The sequence below is a fragment of the Pseudomonas sp. Pse79 genome (assembly GCF_024519615.1).
In the GTDB taxonomy this organism is placed as follows: domain Bacteria; phylum Pseudomonadota; class Gammaproteobacteria; order Pseudomonadales; family Pseudomonadaceae; genus Aquipseudomonas; species Aquipseudomonas veronii.
Window position 1 is genome coordinate 376,799 of record NZ_JALJRR010000001.1, and the last position, 20,601, is coordinate 397,399.

Here is a 20,601-nt window from a genome sequence, read left to right on the forward strand (position 1 = left end):
CCTCCCTCCCACTTCATCCTTGCTGGCAATTGACATCCGTTCATCCCAAGAATGAAGAGGCGCCGAAAATGGCTGACCAATACGAAAACCCAATGGGCCTGATGGGCTTTGAGTTCATCGAATTCGCATCACCCACCCCAGGCACCCTGGAGCCGATCTTCCAGATCATGGGCTTCAGCAAAGTCGCGACCCACCGTTCCAAGAACGTTGACCTGTATCGCCAGGGTGAGATCAACCTGATTCTCAACAACGAACCCAACAGCATCGCCTCCTACTTCGCGGCCGAGCACGGCCCATCGGTGTGTGGCATGGCGTTCCGTGTGAAGGACTCGCAAAAGGCCTACAACCGCGCCTTGGAACTGGGCGCCCAGCCGATCCATATCGACACCGGGCCGATGGAGCTGAACCTGCCGGCGATCAAGGGCATCGGCGGCGCGCCGTTGTACCTGATCGACCGTTTCGGTGAAGGCAGTTCGATCTACGACATCGATTTCGTCTACCTCGAAGGCGTAGAGCGCAACCCGGTCGGTGCCGGCCTCAAGGTCATCGATCACCTGACCCACAACGTGTATCGCGGGCGCATGGCCTACTGGGCCAACTTCTACGAGAAACTGTTCAACTTCCGTGAAGCGCGCTATTTCGATATCAAGGGCGAGTACACCGGCCTGACCTCCAAGGCCATGAGCGCCCCGGACGGCATGATCCGCATCCCGCTCAACGAAGAGTCGTCCAAGGGCGCCGGGCAGATCGAAGAGTTCCTGATGCAGTTCAACGGTGAAGGCATCCAGCACGTGGCGTTCCTCACCGACGACCTGGTCAAGACCTGGGACGCATTGAAGAAGATCGGCATGCGCTTCATGACCGCGCCGCCGGATACCTACTATGAAATGCTCGAAGGTCGCCTGCCGAACCATGGCGAGCCGGTGGACCAACTGCAAGCGCGCGGCATCCTGCTCGACGGTTCGTCCATTGAAGGCGACAAACGCCTGCTGTTGCAGATTTTCTCGGAAACCCTGATGGGCCCGGTGTTCTTCGAATTCATCCAGCGCAAGGGCGATGATGGCTTCGGCGAGGGCAATTTCAAGGCGCTGTTCGAGTCCATCGAGCGTGACCAGGTGCGCCGCGGTGTACTGAACACCGACTGATCACCTTCTCGTCACAACAAACCCGGTCGAGGTCGCCTCTGCCGGGTTTTTTTGTACGCCAGGTGTGAGGAACCGTATTTCGAGCCGCGTCCACAAAGATGGCAGGGCCGCAGGAAACCTCCTGTGCCTTGATGCAGGGATGCCGAACTTCAGTAGTCACGTCGGGATACATTTTATGATCAATACATCCTATGCAAGCCAACATCCGCTTACCCCTTACGCGCAAAACGAGCCCGCAGTGTCCACTCGCCGCATCCGCTCGACCAGCGACTCGGACCCAGTCGACCAGGCGTTTCAAAACTACATGGACCGCATACAGTCAGAGTTCCGCGACGGTTCGCTGAGTGCCGGCGGGCGAGCGCTGGCGACTGCCGTCGTAAGGCCTGGCAAACCGGGAGCTCCCGGTGTGCAGGTGTCGACCTTTGGCGTCGATGGCGTACAAGCCAAAGACATCGTCATGGCCAAGCGCACGCCGGCGACCGCCGAAGGGCCGAACTTTCTGATGTATTTGCCGGAGCAAGAAGGTCAGTCGTTTCACGCATTCAACACCCGTGAAGAAATGACGGCCTCGCTCAAGGCGGCGCTCAGCGATCCAAAGAAGGTGGACCAGCTTGCCGCACACTTCTCCAGTGACGCGGCGCCAAAGCAAGTGGAGCGGGTCAAGCAGGTGCTGGGGAAATTTGCCGCTGGCGATCCCAATGCGGTGGTCGGCAGTTATGGGTATGAGAAGGGGGACATCTTTACGCGTCTGGACAAAGACGCCAGCACCCCGCCGGTGCCGGTCAACGGCCTGACCGACACGCGCCTCCACAACCTATCGCCGGACGGCACAGCCACCTACGTCGGGACGCGCGCGGATGGCAATAAGGTGCTTTATTATTATGACGGTTACGGCAACCTGCATGGCGGTAGCAAGGATGGTCCCTACTTAGTGCGTAACGGGCTGAACAATAACGACCCGCTCGTATTGATGACGCCCAAGGAATACAAAGCGGATCTCGGTAATCTTCTCCTGAGCAATGCGGGCGCCAATGATCTGAATGGGCTCTACGACGAATTCCTCAAGCAGCTCAGAAACCCAGGCCATGGCCTGGGGACGGCGCTGGAGGCGTTGGGCGTTCCTGAAGACGTGGCTTATTCTATCGAAAAAATCGCCAAGAACCCGGTCACAGGCACGTTGCTCGAGCTGAACCAGGGCAATCGACTGGGCAATCTGTTTGGCGTCAAGAAAGAAGTGATGGATGCCTCCCTGGAAGAGGTAGGCAATCAAGTGCAGAGCGACATCCCGATTTACGGCTCAAGGCGCGAGCAACTGAACGCCGTGGCCGACCTGTTGGAAAAGCAATTTGGCACGCCTGTTCAGCCAACAGTCCAGGTGCAAACCCGCTGAATGGCGGCGCAGCCCTGAGCAGGAGGGCATGGATGCCCCCCACGCTCTCGCGCTTATGCCCTGCGTTGGCGCACCAGGTGCTTGAAGCCTTCGTACACCAGCACCATCACCGCCAGCCAGATCGGGATGTAGGTCAGCCATTCGCCCGTCTTGATACCTTCACCCAGCAGCAACGCCACCCCCAGCAGCAGGACCGGCTCCACATAACTGAGCAACCCGAACAGGCTGAATGCGAGCAAGCGGCTGGCAATGATATAGCTCACCAGCGCCGAGGCACTGATGACGCCCAGCATCGGGATCAATGCGTACAGTTTCGGATGGGCCGCCATCACCGCAAAGCCCTGTTCGCCGCTTTGCACAAACCACCAGGCCACCGGCAGCATCAGCGCCATGTCCAGCCACAGCCCGCCCAAATGGTCGGTGGTCAGGTATTTACGCACCACGAAATAGACCGGGTAGCCGATGATCACCACCAGCGTGGCCCAGGAAAAACCACCGGCCTGATACAGTTCGTTAAGCACCCCAAGGGCTGCAAAAAACACCGCGATCTGTTGCAGCCGCGACAAGCGTTCGCCGTACACCAGGCGTCCGGTCAGCACCATGGTCAGCGGCAGCAGGAAATAGCCCACCGACACATCCAGGCTGCGCCCATTCAGCGGCGCCCACATGAACAGCCACAATTGCACGCCGAGCAGCGCCGAGGACACCACGATGCCGCCGATCAGTCGCGGCCTGGCCGCCAGCATCCGCAGCACGTCCCATACCCGTCGCCATTCGCCGCTGATGAGCATGAACACCGTCATGCACGGCATGGTGAGTAACATGCGCCAGCCGAAAATCTCCAGGCCACTCAAGGGCGTCAGCAGCGACGTGAAGTAATACATCACGGCAAACAACACCGAAGCCAAGACCGATAACACAACACCTTTAGACACGCTGTCCTCGCGAAAACCGTTGGATACAAAAGAGGGGGGATTTCAGCAGGGGAATATAGTGCTTTTGGCGTCAGAGGGTGGCTCTGTTTTGGGGCGTTTCATCCAGGTTTTGCTCACTGCCCTCGGCAGAAGGGCAGTGAACTGCGATTTTCCGGGGGGTTACGTGCGTGCCATGCGCCCCGACACAAAGTGACCGACATCATTGAAGCCCGGGGTGGACGAGTGCCCCGGCGTTACCAGCGAGTCGATAAAGGCCTCGTCCTCAACCGTGAGCTTCACATCCAGTGCGCCGGTGTACGCATCCCACTGCGCTTCGGTGCGCGGGCCGACAATCGCAGAGCTGACGGCCGCGTTATTCAGTACCCAGGCGATTGCGAATTCGACAATCCCCACGCCACGTTCTTGGGCGTATTGCTGGATTTGCTTAGCAATGCGCAGCGACTCGACCCGCCATTCGGTTTCCAGAATGCGCTTGTCCTGCCGCGCGGCGCGGCTGCCGGCCTCGGGCGTGGCATCGGGTGCGTATTTTCCGCTGAGTACGCCACGGGCCAGTGGGCTGTAAGGCACCACGCCCAAGCCATAGGCGGCTGCGGCGGTGATCTGTTCGATCTCGGCCTGGCGATTGACGATGTTGTACAGCGGCTGGCTGATCACCGGCTTGTCCACGCCCAGGCGCTCGGCCACGCGAATCACTTCGGCAATGCGCCAGCCGCGGTAGTTGGACAGGCCCCAGTAACGGATCTTGCCCTGGCGAATCAGGTCGCCGATCGCCGATACGCTGACCTCCAGCGGGGTGTTGTGGTCTTCGCGGTGCAGGTAGTAGATATCCAGGTAGTCGGTGTCGAGGCGGGTCAGGCTGGCTTCCAGTGCATTGAAAATACGCTTGCGGCTCAAACCGCTGCGGTTGGGCAAACCGTCCGGTGGGCCAAAGCCGACCTTGGACGCCACCACCCAATCCTGACGCTGGCGGGCGATGGCTTCACCGACCAGCTCTTCCGAACGTCCGCCTGTATAAACGTCGGCGGTGTCGATGAAGTTGATGCCCTGGTCCCAGGCCTTGTCGATGATGCGCAACGAGTCTTCGGTGTTGGTCTGTTCGCCAAACATCATGGTGCCCAGGGTCAAGGCGCTGACCTTCAACCCGGATTGGCCCAACGTGCGATAAATCATGCAAAGCTCCTCAAATCAGGAAAACGTGTGCCATGCAATACCAGACTCGCAGGCTCTGGGACAAGCCCTGGGCGTGTTTCTTCATACGCTCAGCAGCGTCCGGCAACGTGTCTGGAGGAAGCGATGCAACACTTTCACCCGTTCCGACACTTGCAGGCGATGGGGGCACATCAGATTGAAGGGCGTGGGTTCGCCCTGCCAGTCGGTCAACAGCGGCACCAGGCGTCCGGCCTGGATGTCGCTGGCGATATCCAGGTTGGCTTTATAGGCGATGCCGTGCCCGGCCAATGCCCAGCGCCGCACGATTTCGCCGTCATCGCTCAAATAGTCGCCCGTCACCTCGACTTCCTGCAGCTCGGCGCCTTGGCGGAAGTACCAGGTGTTGTTGGCCCGCCCCTGGCGCATGTAGCGCAGCGTGTTGTGTTGCGCCAGTTCTGCCGGCGTGCTCGGTGCGCCATGGCGCGCGAGGTAGGCGGGGCTGGCGCAGGCGATGCGGCGGTGGTCCGGCACCACTGGCAACGCCACCAGGCTGGAGTCACGGGGTACACCGAAGCGCAGGGCGATGTCGACGGTTTCGCGGAACAGGTCGGCGTTACTGTCATTCAGCAACAGTTGAACGCGGATGTTCGGGTGCTCCAGCTTGAACTCATCCAGCCAGCCCAGCAGCACGTTGCGCCCGAAATCCGAAGGCGCGGCCAATTGCAGCCAACCGCTGAGGCTTTGGCCTTGTTGCTTGATCGCCTGTTCACCCTCGGACAGGGCTTCCAGGGCCACGCGCACGCTGTCCAGATAGCGCCGGCCTTCCTCGGTCAGGCGCATGCTGCGGGTGGAGCGCGCCAGCAGCCGTATGCCCAGGCGGGTTTCCAGGCGCTTGAGCGCAATACTCGCGGCGGCCGGCGTGAGGCTGAGGCTGCGCGCGGCCGCCGACAGGCTGCCGGTATCGGCGCTGCGCACGAAGACTTCCAGGTCGAGAATCGAGCTCATTTGTAAAAAACCTTTAAATATCTTGTCGTTTTACCGGGATTTTTCGCTGATTGCCAAGCTGGGAAGATGAACGCTCATTTTTTGACCCAGGATCTTTCCCCATGACCCATTCCCTCAGCGGTAAAACTGTCATCGTTATCGGCGGCAGCAGCGGCATTGGCGCGGCAGTGGCCAAGGCGGCAGCCGCGCGTGGCGCACAGGTGGTGCTGGCCGGACGGCGTGTGTCCTCAGGCGTCGATAACGGCGTGCGCAGCGAACCGGTGGACGTCACCGACAGCGCCTCCCTGCAACGCCTGTTCGAAGCCGTGGGGCACTTTGATCATCTGGTCTATACCGCCGGCCCGTCGGTGCGCGCCAAGAACCTGATCGACACCGACCTGGACGAAGCCCAGGATAATTTCAACGTTAAACTCTGGGGTTCGTTGCGTGCGATTCAACGGGCGCTGCCGTTCCTCGACGAGCACGGCAGCATCAGCCTGACCTCCGGTCAACTGGGGCGCAAATTGGCGCCCGGTCAGTTCATCAAGACCGGTATCAATGCCGCCACCGAAGCGCTGGGCAAGCAATTGGCCAAGGAGCTGGCACCGCGTCGGGTGAATGTGATCAGCCCTGGCGTGATCGACACGCCGGCGTATGCCGGGTTGGACGACACGCAGCGCCTGGCGATGTTTGCCAAGGTGGAGGGCGCATTGCCAGTAGGTCGTGTCGGGCAGGCCGACGAAGTGGCGGCGGGGTTTGTGCTGGCCATGGAAAATGGCTTTATGACCGGCGCCGTGATCGATATCGACGGCGGCGGCCAGTTGTAAATCCCCAACCCAGAGTAGGAGCAAGCCTGCTCCAACTGTCAGACTTTGAGGGTGCGGGTCATACGCAGTGCCAACACACTGCCGCCGACGATCACCGCCGCCAGCAGGTACAGCGCGATATCCGTGGACCCGGTGGCATCCTTCACAAAGCCGACGATGTACGGGCTGAGGAAACCGGCCATCTGGCCCATCGAGTTGATCAACGCCAGGCCACCTGCCGCCGCGCCCGCACTGAGCATGGCGGTGGGCACCGGCCAGAACATCGGCAGGCCGGTGAGGGCGCCCATGGTGGCGATGGTCAGGCCGAGAATGGCGATGGCCGGGGTGGTGGCGAAATTCACCGCGATCACCAGGCCCAGCGCGCCCATCAACATCGGCACCACCAAATGCCAGCGCCGCTCCTTGCGCAAGTCGGCGGAGCGGCCCACCAGCAACATGAACACCGCGGCCAGCAGGTAGGGGATCGCGCTGAGCCAGCCGATCACCAGGTTATCGCTGAACCCCAGGTTCTTGATGATCGACGGCAACCAGAAGTTGATCGCGTAGACGCCGCTCTGAATGCAGAAATAGATCAAGCCGAACGCCCAGATCGCCGGGTTCTTGAACACTTCGGCGAGGGAGTCGGTGGTGGTTTTCGGCTTGTTCGCCAGGTCTGTCGCGTGGTCGGCTTCCAGCATTGCGCGCTCATGCGGTTGGAGCCATTTGGCGTTGGCAAAACTGTCGCTGAGCAGGAAATAGGCGAGGGCGCCCAGGATTACGGTCGGGATACCTTGCAACAGGAACATCCACTGCCAGCCGGCGAGCCCGCCTTGGCCGGCGCCGAAGTGGTTGAGTATCCAGCCGGAAAACGGGCTGCCCAACAGGCCGGACACCGGAATCGCCGACATGAACAACGCCATGATCCGCCCACGGCGGAACGTCGGGAACCACTGCGAGAGATACAGCACCACACCGGGGAAGAAGCCGGCTTCGGCGGCACCGGTCAACAGGCGCAACGTATAGAAATGCGTCGGCGTGGTGACGAACAGCAGGCAGGTAGACAGCGTGCCCCAGACGATCATCATCAAGGCAATCCAGCGCCGCGGACCGAACTTGGTCAGCGCCAGGTTGCTCGGCACGCCACACAGCACGTAGCCGATAAAGAAGATCCCGGCACCCAGGCCGTACACGGTTTCGCTGAACTTCAACGCATCGAGCATCTGCAACTTGGCAAAGCCAACGTTCACCCGGTCAAGGTAGTTGAACAGGTAGCAGATAAAAATGAAGGGGATCAGGCGCAGGGTAATGCGCTTGTAGATGGCGTTTTTATCGTCATCGGTGGCCAGTGGTGCAACGGCGCTCTGTGACATGGGAGTCTCTCTTTATTATGATTTTTTGCGATGCGAGGGTAACGTTGATCGCCCCATGAGTCTCGGCCACCTGGCGGGGTGCTGTCTTTGTGCTCGCGCACAGTGAAGCATCCTTTGCGCTGTGCCGATGAACAACCGCCGCTTTCAAGGAAATTAGCCCCATGTTCGAGCTGGATCATGACCTGGCGCAGGATATCGTCGATCGCACCATGGCGATCCTGCCGCATAACGTCAACGTCATGGACAGCCAGGGCCTGATCCTCGGCAGCGGCGAGCCGGAGCGCATCAACACGCGGCATGAAGGCGCGCAACTGGTGTTGGCCAACGGCCGCGTGGTGGAGATCGATGGGCAGACCGCCAAGCACCTCAAGGGCGTGCAACCGGGCATCAACCTGCCGTTGATGCACGACCAGCGCCTGATCGGCGTGCTCGGCATTACCGGCGAGCCGGAGGGGCTGCGCACGTATGCCGAACTGGTACGCATGACCGCAGAAATGCTGGTCAGCCACCGGCATCAGCAAGCCGAGCAACAATGGCGACGCCAGCGCTGCGACGATCTGTTGGCGTTGCTGCTGGCCGACACCGGCGACTCGCCACGCCTGGTGGATGAGGCGCAGCAACTGGGGCTCAAGCCGCAGATGGCGCGCACGCCGTATCTGTTCGAGTTGGGGGCGGGGCAGACGGCGGAAGCGTTGAGTGCCTGGTTGACGTCGCGCTATCCGGACAGTTGGTGCGTCAGCTCCGCGCAGTATTCGCTGCTGTGGTGCCGGCCGGCGGCGGTGCCGGTGGACAATCCGCGCCTGCTGGAAAAGCTCGAAGGCCTGGGCTGGACGATTCTGCGGGTGGCGGTGGGCGGGCAAGCCGATGGCTTGGCGGGGTTGCGTCGTTGTTATCGACGCGTGGGCGACCTGCTGGCCTACGGCCGCGATGTCCTGCCGCATTCACGGCTGCTGACCCTCAACCGCTATCGCCTGCCGGTGATGCTCTGGCGGCATCGCAACGACGATGCCCTGGACGAATTGCTCAACCCGCTGCGAAAAGTGCTGGCCAAGGACAACAACGGCCAACTGCAGGCGACCTTGCGCAGTTGGTGCGAACACGACGGGCAAAGCCAGGCATGCGCCGATGCGTTGGGCATTCACCGCAACAGCCTGCGCTACCGCATGGAGCGCATTGCCGAACTCAGCGGAGTCGACCCGTTGACGCTGGATGGCATGCTCGCGCTGTACCTTGGCGTCCAGCTGCTGCCCCAGGTTTTGTCGGAATGACCAACAAGCCGGGTTCGCACTTGTGCATCGGACCAGCGTCATTGCCGCTGCCAACTGGCAGCATGGGCGGCATAAAAACCGGAGAACGCCCATGAAAATCATCATCGCCCCCGATTCGTTCAAGGACAGCCTGAGTGCCGAAGGCGTCGCCCAGGCCATTGCCGACGGCTTGGCGCAGGTCTGGCCGGATGCACACGTGGTCCAGTGCCCGATGGCGGACGGTGGTGAAGGCACGGTGGAGTCGGTACTCGCCGCCTGCCAGGGCGAACTGCGGCACCAATCGGTGAAAGGCCCCTTGGGCGCTACGGTTGACGCGCATTGGGGCTGGCTGGCCGACAGCCACACCGCACTCATCGAAATGGCCGAAGCCAGCGGCCTGCAATTGGTGGCGCCGGGGCAGCGCGACGCGTGCTCCACGACCACCTTCGGCACCGGCGAACTGATCCGTGCGGCCCTGGACGCCGGTGCCCGGCGCATCATCCTGGCGATTGGCGGCAGTGCCACCAACGATGGCGGTGCAGGCGCGATGCAGGCACTCGGCGTGCAGTTGTTCGATGTCGAGGGTCACCCTCTGGCACCGGGCGGCCTGGCTTTGGCCCGCCTGGCGCGGATCAGCCTGGAACAACTCGACCCGCGCCTGGCCCAGGTGCGCTTTGAAATCGCCGCCGACGTGAATAACCCGTTGTGCGGCCCCCACGGCGCCTCGGCGATTTTCGGCCCGCAAAAAGGCGCCGATCCGCAGCAGGTCGAACAACTCGACGCGGCCCTCGGCCATTTCGCCGACCACTGCGCCAAGGTCCTGCCCAATGACGTGCGCGACGAACCCGGCAGTGGCGCCGCCGGCGGCCTGGGGTTCGCCGCCAAGGCCTTCCTCGGGGCGCAGTTCCGTGCGGGGGTGGAGGTGGTCGCCGAACTGGTCGGCCTCGACGAAGCGGTACGCGGCGCCGACCTGGTGATCACCGGTGAAGGTCGTTTCGACGCCCAGACGTTGCGCGGTAAAACACCCTTCGGCGTGGCGCGCATCGCCCAGCGGCACCAGGTCCCGGTGATCGTGATCGCCGGCACGCTGGGTGAAGGCTACGAGCAGATGTACGCCCACGGCGTGGATGCAGCCTTCGCCTTGCCGTCCGGGCCGATGAGCCTGGAGCACGCCTGCAGCGAGGCACCGCGCTTGTTGCGCGAGCGAGCGGCGGATGTTGCGCGGCTGTGGCGCGTGGCCCGGCGCAGGGAATAGCGGTAACCGTCGGCGCCGTGACATAGCTGTCGATAATTACTATGATCCGTGCACTCTTTAAAGACTGGCCGATCTGGCCAGACACGTTGGAAGCCGATCATGCAGATCAAGCGTTTTACCCTCGTCAATTTCCGTGGCATCGAGAAGATGGAGCTCGATTTTGAGGGCAAGAAGACTGTCGCTTTGGTGGGCGTCAATGGCGTGGGCAAGTCTTCGATTCTGGATGCGTTGGCGATAACGTTGTCTAGTCTGACGGCTCGGATGGTTGGTCAGCCGTCCAAGTCACGGTCGATCTCTAAAGATGACATCAAGATCGGAGCCGACTACACGCGGTTACATGTCGAAACCAAGCTATTTGAAAACTACGACGTCGATTGGGCAATTGCTCTGAATCGCAAAGGCGGCAAGCATCCCAGTGACCGTAGTAGTGATTTGTCTCGATTAAACGATGCCGCAGACGGCGTTGAGTATGGAATAGGTCAGTACGAGTTCATCGGCGGAGAGTCAATCGAGTTGCCATTGGCGGTTTACTACGATGTACACCGTGCAGTACTGGACGTACCGTTACGCGTTCGCGAGCACTTGGCAAATGCCATTGCTGAGGGGTATGACGACGCACTTGGCCATGGTGGCGCCGACTTCAAGCGATTTTTCATTTGGTTTCGCAACCAGGAAGATCTCGAAAATGAAAATAGTCGAGATATTCCAGGCTATCGGGACCCAGAGCTTTCCGCGGTTCGCAGAGCGATCGAAACGTTTACCGGGTTCAAGGACGTTCGGGTTCGCCGCAAGCCTGCGTTGAGAATGACTGTTCTCAAAGGTGAATTCGAATTCAACGTCCTGCAACTTTCAGACGGTGAGAAATGCCTGCTGGCAATGGTCGGCGATTTGGCTCGCAGACTCACATTGCTCAATCGCGAAGTGCCTGACCCATTGAAAGGAAAGGGTGTTGTCCTTATTGATGAGTTGGATCTGCACCTCCATCCAGGCTGGCAACGCACCGTCGTCGCCAATTTGGAAAAAACCTTTCCCAACTGCCAATTCATCATTACCACTCACTCCCCACAAATACTGGGAGAATTACCTGCTGAATCGGTGATGCTGCTCAAAGACGGTCAGTATCTAGGCCATCCAGAGCGCTCACTGGGGCTTCGCAGTGGTGAGGTGATCGAAGAACTGATGGACGGCTTGTCACAAAACCTAAACGTCAGTCAGCAACTCAGAAAAATCTACCGCAATCTTGACGACGATGATCTTGAGTCGGCCCAGTCTCACCTTGCGCAATTGCGCGAAAAGGTCGGAAAAATTCCTGATGTCCTTGAGGCTCAAGCGAGCATTGATTCATTGAGGTCGTTAGAAGAGGGCGAGGCGTGAGGTCTATCAAAAAGGGCGCAGAACCGCGCGCGTTGATTGAATGGCGAAGGGAAAACCGTGATACACCGCAAAATCTCTTTTATGGCAAAGGCAGCAGCTTTCCTAGCGAGGCGGTTCGCCAAGCGCTATTGAAGGAGCAATTTCATTTATGCGCCTACACGTTGCGTCGTTTGCCGACAGCGGCAGAATGCCAGGTTAAGAATCAGGGCACACAATTCAGTTGCCATATTGAGCATATTCTTCCCCAGCACCCTTACAGGGCTGACAGCATCGTCTACACAAATATCGTGGCGTGTTATCCATCCAGCCAAACCAAAACGGTTTGCGGTTATGGCGCGGTGGCGAAGGAAGATTATGACCCGGCAAAAAAGCCCTTTATTTCTCCGTTGACTGCAAATGTAGAGCGGCATTTCCGGTTCACCCGTGATGGGTATGTCGAAGGGCTTACACCTGAAGCGATCGCAACAGTCGAGGTCTTGAACCTCAACCATCCGACGTTGGTCAATGATCGATCCGCGGTTATCAAAGGTCGATTGCAGCCACGTGGCAGCTATATTTCAGCGGCGATGGCCAGGCGTTTGGTTGAAGAGATCGATACGCCAGATAACCAACAGTGCCTCCCCGAGTACTGTCAAGCGATCAAACAACAGGCTCAGCTTCACGCACAACACCTTGAAAAACGAGCGGTTCGTGTACGTGGTCAAGTGAGGCCTTGAACTCAACCCGCATAAGCCGCGAAACTGGCCGGCCACTTGTCTTTCAACGGATGAAACACAATGCACGCACCTGAACCCCATATCGTGATCCAGCGCTTTACCGAGGCCCATCTTGAAGGTGTCGCCGCGCTCTACAACGAGCCGGCTGTGTGTCGTCAGGTGCTACAGATGCCGTTCCAGTCCGTCGAGGCGTGGCGCAACAAGCTGGTGACAGATAATGAGCGGCGTCTGCAACTGGTGGCGCTGCATGGCGGGGAAGTGGTCGGCCAGCTCGGCCTGGAACAGTACCTGCGCGTGCGTCAGAGCCATGTCGGTTCGTTCGGCATGGGCGTGACGCCAGCCTGGCAAGGCAAAGGTGTGGGCTCTCGCCTGTTGACGGCCGCGTTGGACGTAGCCGACAACTGGATGAACCTGCACCGCGTGGAACTCACGGTGTATGCCGACAACGAAGCGGCCCACAACCTGTACCGCAAATTCGGCTTCGAAGTGGAAGGGCTGCTGCGCGATTACGCCCTGCGCGACGGTGTCTTCGTCGACACCCTGAGCATGGCGCGCCTGCGCCGCTCGGCTTAGTCCCGTAACGCGAACGCCACCGCTGCCTGCGCATGCAGCACCGTGGTGTCGAGCAGCGGCAGGTTGCTGTGTTCGGGTTTGATCAGCAGGCCGATTTCCGTGCAGCCCAGGATGATTGCCTGGGCGCCGCGTGCGGCCAGGGAGGCGATCACGCGCTGATAGACCTGGCGTGACGCCTCGCTGATCACGCCGACGCACAATTCCTCATAGATGATCCGGTGGACGGCCTGGCGCTCGTTCGCATCGGGCACCAGCACGTTCAGGCCGTGGGCGGCCAGGCGCGAGGTGAGAAAGTCCTGTTCCATGGTGAACGCGGTGCCGAGTAAACCCACGGTCAGGGTGCCGGCGGCGACGGCCGCGGCACCTGCGGCATCGGCAATATGCAGAAAGGGAATCGACACCGCCGCTTCGATCCGCGGCGCCACCAAATGCATGGTGTTGGTACACAGCACCACGCATTCGGCCCCCCCGGCTTGCAGGCGGCGCGCGGCATCCTCGAGGATCAGCGCGGCGTCGTCCCAGCGTCCGGCATGCTGGGCCTGTTCCACCGGACCGAAGTCCACGCTGTACATCAGCAGTTGCGCCGAACGCAGCGGACCGAGCTGGTCGCGCACGCGCTGGTTGATGATGCGGTAGTACTCGGCGCTGGACTCCCAGCTCATGCCGCCGATCAGGCCGATGGTGTGCATGCGATGCTCCTGACAAGAAATATCGCATCACCTTACCCATCGGCCGCCGAATAGTCATACGCAGTTGCGCGCCAAATCAGCGGAGCAGTTTCACATATCCAGATTGCCCCAGCCCGGCCTGGCTTGCTCCGCTGCCACCGCGTGGATCTGTTTGCCGGTGGCCAGCTCCACCCGGCGCGCCACCTCCGGGTCGTCGGCGAACGGAATCAAACTGGCCTCATCCAGCGTCTCCTCGGATTGACCGCGCAAACAGTACTCCACCGCGCCATACAGGCACACCACCATCAGAAAGCTCCACATCAGACGATCCTCGCGTCAAGCTGCGCAACCCGCAAGTCGGCGACCCGCACCGTGCGCCAGGTGTTGTAGGCCATCAGCAGCATGCCGCTGAGAAACAACACGCCACCGGCAAAGCGCACCACAAACCCCGGATGGCTGGCCTGCAAGGCCTCGACAAACGAGTAGGTGAGGGTGCCGTCATCGTTGATCGCACGCCACATCAGGCCCTGGGTAATGCCGTTGACCCACATCGAGGCGATGTACAGCACGGTGCCGATGGTCGCCAGCCAGAAGTGCAGGTTGATCAGCGTCACGCTGTGCATCTGCTGGCGGCCGAAGACTTTCGGGATCATGTGGTACAGCGAGCCGAAGGTGATCATCGCCACCCAGCCCAACGCGCCGGCATGGACGTGGCCGATGGTCCAGTCAGTGTAGTGGGAGAGGGCGTTGACGGTCTTGATCGCCATCATCGGCCCTTCGAACGTCGACATGCCGTAGAACGCCAGCGACAACACCAAAAAGCGCAGGATCGGGTCGCTGCGCAACTTATGCCAGGCGCCCGACAAGGTCATCATGCCGTTGATCATGCCACCCCAGCTCGGCGCGAGCAGGATCAGCGACATCGCCATGCCCAGCGACTGCGCCCAGTCCGGCAGCGCCGTGTAATGCAAGTGGTGCGGACCGGCCCAGATGTACAAGGTGATCAGCGCCCAGAAATGCACGATGGACAGGCGATAGGAATACACCGGCCGTCCGACTTGTTTCGGCACGAAGTAGTACATCATCCCCAGGAAGCCGGTGGTCAGGAAAAAGCCCACGGCGTTATGCCCGTACCACCATTGCACCATCGCATCGGTGGCGCCGGAATACACCGGGTAGGACTTGAACCAGTCCACCGGAATCGCCAGGTGGTTGACCACATGCAGCATGGCGATCACCAGGATGAACGCGCCGAAAAACCAGTTGCCCACGTAGATGTGCCGGGTCTGGCGGCGTACCACGGTGGTGAAAAACACGATGGCGTAGGCCACCCATACCACCGTCATCCATACCGCGCCGGAGAATTCGATCTCGGCGTATTCCTTGGTGGTGGTGTAGCCCAACGGCAGGCTGATCAACATGATCACGATGACCGATTGCCAACCCCAGAAGGTAAATGCGGCGAGCTTGTCGGAAAACAGCCGCACCTGGCAGGTGCGCTGTACCGCGTAATAACTGGCGGCGAACTGCGCGCTGCCGGCGAACCCGAAGATCACCAGGCTGGTGTGCAACGGTCGCAGTCGGCCAAAAGTCGTCCAGGGCAAATCGAGGTTCATTTCCGGCCAGACCAGCTGCGAAGCGATCCACACGCCCATGGCCATGCCCACCACGCCCCAGACGATGGTGGCAATCACGAATTGGCGGACGACCTTGTAGTTATAGGCCTGTCCGATTGTTGCTGTGCTCATGCTCAGTCCTCCCACGGTTCCAAGTGGCAGGCACTGTAGGAAGTGTGGGTAAAACAAAACAGACTCAGAAAAAGCTGATTACTACGGATCAGTTTATTCGGCGTGAAAGCAAGGCTTATAGCCCATCTGATCCGCTTTTTAAGCCTGCACCTGAATCTTTAATGCCCTGCGCCGCAGGCGCATAGTCGCCCCCCTAGAAGCCGCGCCCTGGGACGCGGCCAACCCTGATGAGGCGGTGATATGTACCAGTACGATGCATACGACCGGGCGCTGGTGTTCGAGCGCGTGGCGCAATTTCGTGATCAGGTCGAGCGTTTTATCGCCGGCGAATTGAGCGAAGAAGAGTTTCTGCCCTTGCGCCTGCAGAACGGCCTGTACCTGCAAAAGCATGCCTACATGCTGCGGGTGGCGATTCCCTACGGCACCTTGAGCGCCGAACAGATGCGTACCCTGGCCAGCATCGCCCGCGACTACGACCGTGGCTACGGCCACTTCACCACCCGGCAGAACCTGCAGTTCAACTGGATCGAGCTGCACCAGGTGCCCGACATCCTCGAACGCCTGGCCCAGGTGGACATGCATGCGATCCAGACCTCCGGTAACTGCGTGCGCAATATCACCACCGAAGCCTTTGCCGGGGTCGCGGCCGACGAGCTGCTGGACCCGCGCCCGTTGGCGGAGATTCTGCGCCAGTGGTCGACCATCAACCCGGAATTCCTGTTCCTGCCGCGCAAGTTCAAGATCGCCATCTGCTCGGCCCGCGAAGACCGCGCGGCGATCATGATGCATGACATCGGCCTGTACCTTTACCGTGATGACCAAGGCGAGATGCTGCTGCGCGTGATGGTGGGCGGCGGCCTGGGCCGCACGCCGATCCTCGGCTTGCAGATTCGCGAGGGCTTGCCGTGGCGGCACCTGCTGTCCTACGTCGAGGCGGTGTTGCGCGTGTACAACCGGCATGGCCGGCGGGACAACAAGTACAAGGCGCGCATCAAGATCCTGGTCAAGGCGCTGGGGATCGACGCGTTTTCCCAGGAGGTGGAGGAAGAATGGCAGTACCTGCGCGATGGCCCGGCGCAGTTGACCGATGCCGAATACGCGCGCGTGGCGTCGGCCTTCGTACCGCCGGCGTATGCGTCGCTCAGCGATACCAGCCTGGCCTACGGCACCGAACTGGCCGACAACCCGGGCTTTGCGCGCTGGGTCAGCCGTAACGTCATGCCGCATAAAGTCGCGGGCTACGCCAGCGTGGTGTTGTCCACCAAGCCCGGCATCAGCGCGCCGCCCGGCGACGTCAGCGCCCCGCAAATGGAGGCCGTGGCCGAGTGGGCGGAGCGGTTCGGTTTTGGCGAAATCCGTATCGCCCATGAACAGAACATAGTGTTGCCGGATGTGCCCAAGGAGCATCTGCATGCCGTGTGGCGCCTGGCCTGCGAACACGGCCTGGGCGCGGCGAATATCGGCCTGTTGACCGACATCATCGCCTGCCCCGGCGGTGACTTCTGCGCCCTGGCCAATGCCAAGTCGATCCCCATCGCCCAGGCGATCCAGCAGCGCTTCGACAACCTTGACTACCTGCACGACCTGGGTGACATCAGCCTGAACATCTCCGGCTGCATCAATGCCTGCGGCCATCACCACATCGGCAATATCGGCATCCTGGGCGTCGATAAGAATGGCAGTGAGTGGTATCAGATCACCCTCGGCGGGGCCCAGGGCAAACACAGTTCACTGGGCAAAGTGATCGGCCCGTCGTTCAGCGCCGCCGAGATTCCGGATGTGATCGAGCGCGTGATCAGCACCTTCGTGCGCTACCGCGAAAGCGAAGAACGCTTTGTCGATACCGTGCAGCGCATTGGCCTGGAGCCGTTCAAGGAGCAGGTGTACGCGGAGCAGCCGGCATGAACAATCTGTTGAAGCTTGAGCAGGGGCAGGCGCGTCTGGTGGCGGATGATCCGTGGGTGTTGGTGCGTGACGAGGTGCCGGAGGGCGCTGCACTGATCCTGCCGCTGGCGTCCTATGCGCCGGGGCATGGCGTGTGGCTGGGCCCGGATGATGAGGTCGAACTGCTGCAGCCCTGGCTCGCCACGCTGCCGCTGATTGCCCTGGATTTCCCCAGCTTTCGTGACGGCCGCGCCTATAGCCAGGCCTATCTGTTGCGCACGCGTATGGGCTGGCGAGGCGAGTTACGGGCGATTGGCGATGTGCTACGCGATCAGCTCAGCCACATGCGCCAGTGCGGGTTCGATGCGTTTGCGGTGCGCGCGGACAAATCGGCTGAAGACGCCCTGAAAGGGCTGGCGGGGATGAGCGTGCAGTACGGGCGTAGTGTGATCGAGCCGCGCCCGCTGTTTCGCAGGCGTTAATCATACGGTGAGTTGCCGCATCTGCCATGATCGCGGTTCGCACTACGGCTCACCCGAGGAAAACCGCAATGGATGATGTACAGCAACTGGGCGAGATGCTTCGTCATTACGCCGATAGCGAAGCGCACAAAAAACAGCAGTTCGAGGTGCAATCGGCGCGCTGGGCGCTAAAGCTCGGCGAGCTGTTCCAGCAGATCGAGCAATGGCTGGAACCGGTCAATACCGCTGGTTTGCTTGAAGTCCACCGTGAAGCGTATGTCGCCAGCGGCCCGAGCGTTCCGGTGGAGACATCGCCGTTCAAGAGCGAAAAACTCACCGTGCAGATCACCGGCAAGAATGTGGAGTTCGTGCCGGACGTGATGGGCGTCGGCGGCTTGATTTCGGTGTCGGTCATGGGCCTGACGGCGGCACGGCACGGCAGTGTTTCACTGGTGCTGCCGGCGGACAAAAACGACTGGTTGTGGAAGAAAACCAACGGTTTGAAAGACCCGGACACCTTCGCCTTCAACGCGAACTTCCTGGCCGCACAGTTGCAGAGCCTGATTCCGCGCGAGCGCGGCTGAGCTTTTCAGCGCTTTTTCCCAGGATTGGCTATACCTACAGCTCAACGTTCTGATGATGACTGCCAAGGAGTTCGATGATGAAACTAAGGCTAATGATCAGCACGCTCTGCATCGCCACGATCGGGATGGTGGGCTGTGCCAGCCAAGTCACGCAACCGGATGAGTATTCAGGATTCCTGTCCGATTACAGCCGCCTCAAGCCGGCCAAGTCGCCTTCGGGCGTCGAGGTGCTGCGTTGGGTCGATCCGAAACTGGATATGAGCCGCTACAACGCGGTGTATATCGAACCGACGCAGTTTTACCCCAGGCCCCAAGCCACCGCGAAAATTCCTGAGAGCACGTTGCGTGGCATCAATGACTACTTCAACCAGGCCCTCAAGCGCGAAGTCGGCAAGTCATTGCCCCTTGCCCAAGGGCCCGGCGCCGGAGTGTTAGTGGTGCGTGCGGCGATTACGGCAGTCAGCAGCAAAACCCAGGGTCTGAAACCTTATGAGTTCGTGCCGGTCGCCCTGGTGGCCGCTGCGGTGAGTAGCGGCACCGGCATCCGCGACCAGGACACGGTGCTGGGCACCGAGGCGCAGTTTCTCGACGGCGCCAACGGCAAGGTGGTTGCCGAGGTAGTACGCAAGGGCACCGGCAAGCCGCTGGAAAACGACTCGCAGGTGATGACGCCCAATGACGTGAAAAGCGTGATCGACGGTTGGGCGTCGGATTTGCATCAGTCGTATCTGAAACTGAAAAAGCGGTAAGTCGCCGACCGTATCACTTCAGTGGCGTCAGCGGCGGCAGCTTCCACTGGCCGTTGTTCGCCTCGGGTTTGGGCAGGTACAGGCGCAACACCGCGTAGAACGGGCCGGGCGGTGCAGGTAACCAGTTGCTCTGTTCGGCTTTTGGCGGTTCGTGGTGTTGCAGCGCCAGGGTCAGGCCACCATCGGCGTCCAGTTTGAGGTTGGGCAACATCCGCGAATTGATCACATAGCGCTTTTTGTGGTTGGGCACCAGCAACTTGGTCTTGGCGTTGTACAGGGTCAGTGACCAGAAGGCGTCGACCGGCGGCAGTTGGTCCTTGGCGAAGTGGACGGTGTAGCTATGGCGCGCGCCGTTGGCGGGCTTGCCTTCACTGTCGACGACGTAATTGAAGTAGGTGGCTTCATCGGCAGAGTTGCCGAAAAGCCCCACCTCGGCACCGGCATAGCGGTACAGGTCGTTGTTTTTCAGGTGATCGCGGTTGCCGAACAGGTCGCCTATGGCGACCTGCTGGGTGTCGAGTTTGTCTTTTTTGAACGCCGCGAACTCAGCCTTGGCGTCGGCGATCCCGTCTTCCAGCGCTTTACGCTGTTCGGCGCTCAACTGGTTGACCTTGAACGGCGCACCCGGTGCGATGCCGATGGTGGCAAAGCGTGCGAGCTGGTCTTTCTCGCTGTCCTGGGGGGCAGCGAAGGCGAGCATGAAGTTCAAGTAGCGAAACAGTTGCGGGCCTTCGGTCATGTTGGCCAGCGGTTTGGGCCAATCGATCTTCGGCGCTTTGGCCGGGGCGGCCTGTTTCACATAGCTGCTGAGCGACTGCACTTTGTAGCCATTCTGGATCTGCTTGACCTTGTTCAGGTCCTTTTCATCAAACAACTGCGTGCGGTACAGCGCATAAGCGAGGTTACTTTCGCTATACACCACGCGATCCACATCGACCGGCTGCTGACCTTTCCAGTCGGGCCCGGCGATCATGTAGTGGCCGCCATTGTTGCCGGTGTTGCGCGTGCCCAGGTACGCGAAGTTATGTGTATAGAGGTCGACCAGTTGCACCGAGTAATAGCGGTTGTCTTCGATCTTGGGCAGCGTCAGCACCAGCGGCTCGCTACGCAGGTCCATCCAGACGAAGGAGTAGGGCGTGTCGGGGTTTGGCGTGGCCAGTGTGGTGTCTTTGGGGGTGAAGACCTGGGCGGTGTTGCCGATATGGTTGAACGGCGCCTTGAAGTTGACGCCGCCCTTGTCGACCGCCTGGGTGTAGAGCGTTTTGTACATTTCCACGACCGGGTAACCATACAAATAGGCTTCCTTGGCGATTGCCCGAGCCTCAGAGGGGGTGGCCGTGAAGTCGGCCCAGGCGCCAGAGCTCATGAGTATCGAGAGGCTCGCCAACAGCAGGCGCGTCGGTTTTCCAATCATGTTGTTGCGTCCTTCCAGAGGGCTTGTGAGGAGTACTATTGAATGGTGTGGCAAAGCGGCGAGTTTCCAACTTTATTGGCCGAACGTCACGTTAATCCCGGTATGACGTACAGCTTGACGTAAAAATGCCGCCCCTGTGGGCGGCATTG

Annotated in this window: 20 protein-coding genes; 12 read left to right on the forward strand and 8 right to left on the reverse strand. The window is 60.5% G+C overall.

Going from position 1 to position 20,601, the window contains the following annotated elements; translation table 11 throughout:
* Positions 1-68: 68 nt before the first annotated feature.
* Both hppD and NR164_RS01745 read left to right on the forward strand, forming a co-directional pair.
* Positions 69-1,145 (forward strand): 4-hydroxyphenylpyruvate dioxygenase, encoded by a 1,077-nt coding sequence (gene hppD / locus NR164_RS01740; RefSeq protein ID WP_017846293.1) that lies wholly within the window; start codon positions 69-71, stop codon positions 1,143-1,145.
* 175 nt (positions 1,146-1,320) lie between these two features.
* A complete protein-coding gene (locus tag NR164_RS01745) occupies positions 1,321-2,535 on the forward strand; it encodes a dermonecrotic toxin domain-containing protein (RefSeq protein WP_231589930.1) in 1,215 nt (404 codons plus the stop codon).
* A gap of 53 nt (positions 2,536-2,588) precedes the next feature.
* On the opposite strand, the gene rarD is transcribed toward NR164_RS01745, so the two are convergent.
* From rarD to NR164_RS01760, 3 genes are all read right to left on the reverse strand, one after another.
* Positions 2,589-3,470, reverse strand: coding sequence for an EamA family transporter RarD (gene rarD, locus NR164_RS01750; protein ID WP_256822174.1), 882 nt, complete (start codon positions 3,468-3,470; stop codon positions 2,589-2,591).
* Positions 3,471-3,629: 159 nt separating this feature from the next.
* A complete protein-coding gene (locus NR164_RS01755) occupies positions 3,630-4,640 on the reverse strand; it encodes an aldo/keto reductase (RefSeq protein WP_256822175.1) in 1,011 nt (336 codons plus the stop codon).
* An 81-nt stretch (positions 4,641-4,721) separates the two neighbouring features.
* On the reverse strand, positions 4,722-5,624 hold the full coding sequence (locus NR164_RS01760) for a LysR family transcriptional regulator (protein ID WP_046383522.1): 903 nt from the start codon (positions 5,622-5,624) through the stop codon (positions 4,722-4,724).
* A gap of 101 nt (positions 5,625-5,725) precedes the next feature.
* Between NR164_RS01760 and NR164_RS01765 the strand changes: the two genes are divergently transcribed.
* Positions 5,726-6,430: an SDR family oxidoreductase gene (locus NR164_RS01765; RefSeq protein ID WP_017846288.1), complete on the forward strand. Its 705-nt coding sequence runs from the start codon at positions 5,726-5,728 to the stop codon at positions 6,428-6,430.
* Between the two features lie 38 nt (positions 6,431-6,468).
* Here the strand turns inward: NR164_RS01765 and NR164_RS01770 are convergent, their stop codons facing one another.
* A complete protein-coding gene (locus tag NR164_RS01770) occupies positions 6,469-7,779 on the reverse strand; it encodes an MFS transporter (RefSeq protein ID WP_017846287.1) in 1,311 nt (436 codons plus the stop codon).
* Positions 7,780-7,940: 161 nt separating this feature from the next.
* Here NR164_RS01770 and NR164_RS01775 point away from each other — a divergent pair, with 161 nt between their 5' ends.
* The 5 genes from NR164_RS01775 (at position 7,941) to NR164_RS01795 (ending at position 12,944) form a co-directional block, all read left to right on the forward strand.
* Positions 7,941-9,047, forward strand: a complete 1,107-nt coding sequence (locus NR164_RS01775; protein WP_046489470.1) for a sugar diacid recognition domain-containing protein — start codon at positions 7,941-7,943, stop codon at positions 9,045-9,047.
* 91 nt (positions 9,048-9,138) lie between these two features.
* The gene (locus NR164_RS01780; RefSeq protein ID WP_256822176.1) at positions 9,139-10,281 is read left to right on the forward strand and encodes a glycerate kinase; all 1,143 of its coding nucleotides are present in this window, start codon (positions 9,139-9,141) and stop codon (positions 10,279-10,281) included.
* Between the two features lie 99 nt (positions 10,282-10,380).
* A complete protein-coding gene (locus NR164_RS01785; protein WP_104903232.1) occupies positions 10,381-11,655 on the forward strand; it encodes an AAA family ATPase in 1,275 nt (424 codons plus the stop codon).
* Positions 11,652-12,371, forward strand: coding sequence for a hypothetical protein (locus NR164_RS01790; RefSeq protein WP_158683852.1), 720 nt, complete (start codon positions 11,652-11,654; stop codon positions 12,369-12,371). Before NR164_RS01785 ends, NR164_RS01790 begins: the two co-directional genes overlap by 4 nt.
* A gap of 60 nt (positions 12,372-12,431) precedes the next feature.
* Positions 12,432-12,944 (forward strand): GNAT family N-acetyltransferase, encoded by a 513-nt coding sequence (locus NR164_RS01795; RefSeq protein WP_104903231.1) that lies wholly within the window; start codon positions 12,432-12,434, stop codon positions 12,942-12,944.
* Here the strand turns inward: NR164_RS01795 and NR164_RS01800 are convergent.
* The 3 genes from NR164_RS01800 to ccoN all read right to left on the reverse strand — a co-directional run bounded on the left by NR164_RS01800 (position 12,941) and on the right by ccoN (position 15,360).
* A complete protein-coding gene (locus NR164_RS01800; protein ID WP_046383518.1) occupies positions 12,941-13,633 on the reverse strand; it encodes an aspartate/glutamate racemase family protein in 693 nt (230 codons plus the stop codon). The two genes, NR164_RS01795 and NR164_RS01800, sit on opposite strands and share 4 nt — an antisense overlap.
* A 90-nt stretch (positions 13,634-13,723) precedes the next feature.
* Positions 13,724-13,933 (reverse strand): cbb3-type cytochrome c oxidase subunit 3, encoded by a 210-nt coding sequence (locus NR164_RS01805; protein WP_046383517.1) that lies wholly within the window; start codon positions 13,931-13,933, stop codon positions 13,724-13,726.
* Positions 13,933-15,360 carry a cytochrome-c oxidase, cbb3-type subunit I gene (gene ccoN, locus NR164_RS01810; RefSeq protein ID WP_017846282.1) on the reverse strand — a complete coding sequence of 476 codons (1,428 nt, stop codon included), beginning with the start codon at positions 15,358-15,360 and terminating at the stop codon, positions 13,933-13,935. The genes NR164_RS01805 and ccoN overlap by 1 nt, the downstream gene beginning before the upstream one ends.
* Positions 15,361-15,600: 240 nt before the next feature.
* On the opposite strand from ccoN, the gene NR164_RS01815 reads away from it, so the two are divergent.
* The 4 genes from NR164_RS01815 (at position 15,601) to NR164_RS01830 (ending at position 19,038) form a co-directional block, all read left to right on the forward strand.
* Positions 15,601-17,265 carry a nitrite/sulfite reductase gene (locus NR164_RS01815; protein WP_256822177.1) on the forward strand — a complete coding sequence of 555 codons (1,665 nt, stop codon included), beginning with the start codon at positions 15,601-15,603 and terminating at the stop codon, positions 17,263-17,265.
* On the forward strand, positions 17,262-17,726 hold the full coding sequence (locus tag NR164_RS01820) for a DUF934 domain-containing protein (RefSeq protein WP_057004157.1): 465 nt from the start codon (positions 17,262-17,264) through the stop codon (positions 17,724-17,726). The genes NR164_RS01815 and NR164_RS01820 overlap by 4 nt, the downstream gene beginning before the upstream one ends.
* A 68-nt stretch (positions 17,727-17,794) precedes the next feature.
* Positions 17,795-18,289 (forward strand): hypothetical protein, encoded by a 495-nt coding sequence (locus NR164_RS01825; RefSeq protein ID WP_046383514.1) that lies wholly within the window; start codon positions 17,795-17,797, stop codon positions 18,287-18,289.
* A 77-nt stretch (positions 18,290-18,366) separates the two neighbouring features.
* Positions 18,367-19,038, forward strand: coding sequence for a DUF3313 domain-containing protein (locus tag NR164_RS01830; protein ID WP_026139938.1), 672 nt, complete (start codon positions 18,367-18,369; stop codon positions 19,036-19,038).
* A gap of 13 nt (positions 19,039-19,051) precedes the next feature.
* Here the strand turns inward: NR164_RS01830 and NR164_RS01835 are convergent, their stop codons facing one another.
* Positions 19,052-20,452, reverse strand: coding sequence for a DUF1254 domain-containing protein (locus tag NR164_RS01835; RefSeq protein WP_256822178.1), 1,401 nt, complete (start codon positions 20,450-20,452; stop codon positions 19,052-19,054).
* Between the last annotated feature and the right edge of the window lie 149 nt (positions 20,453-20,601).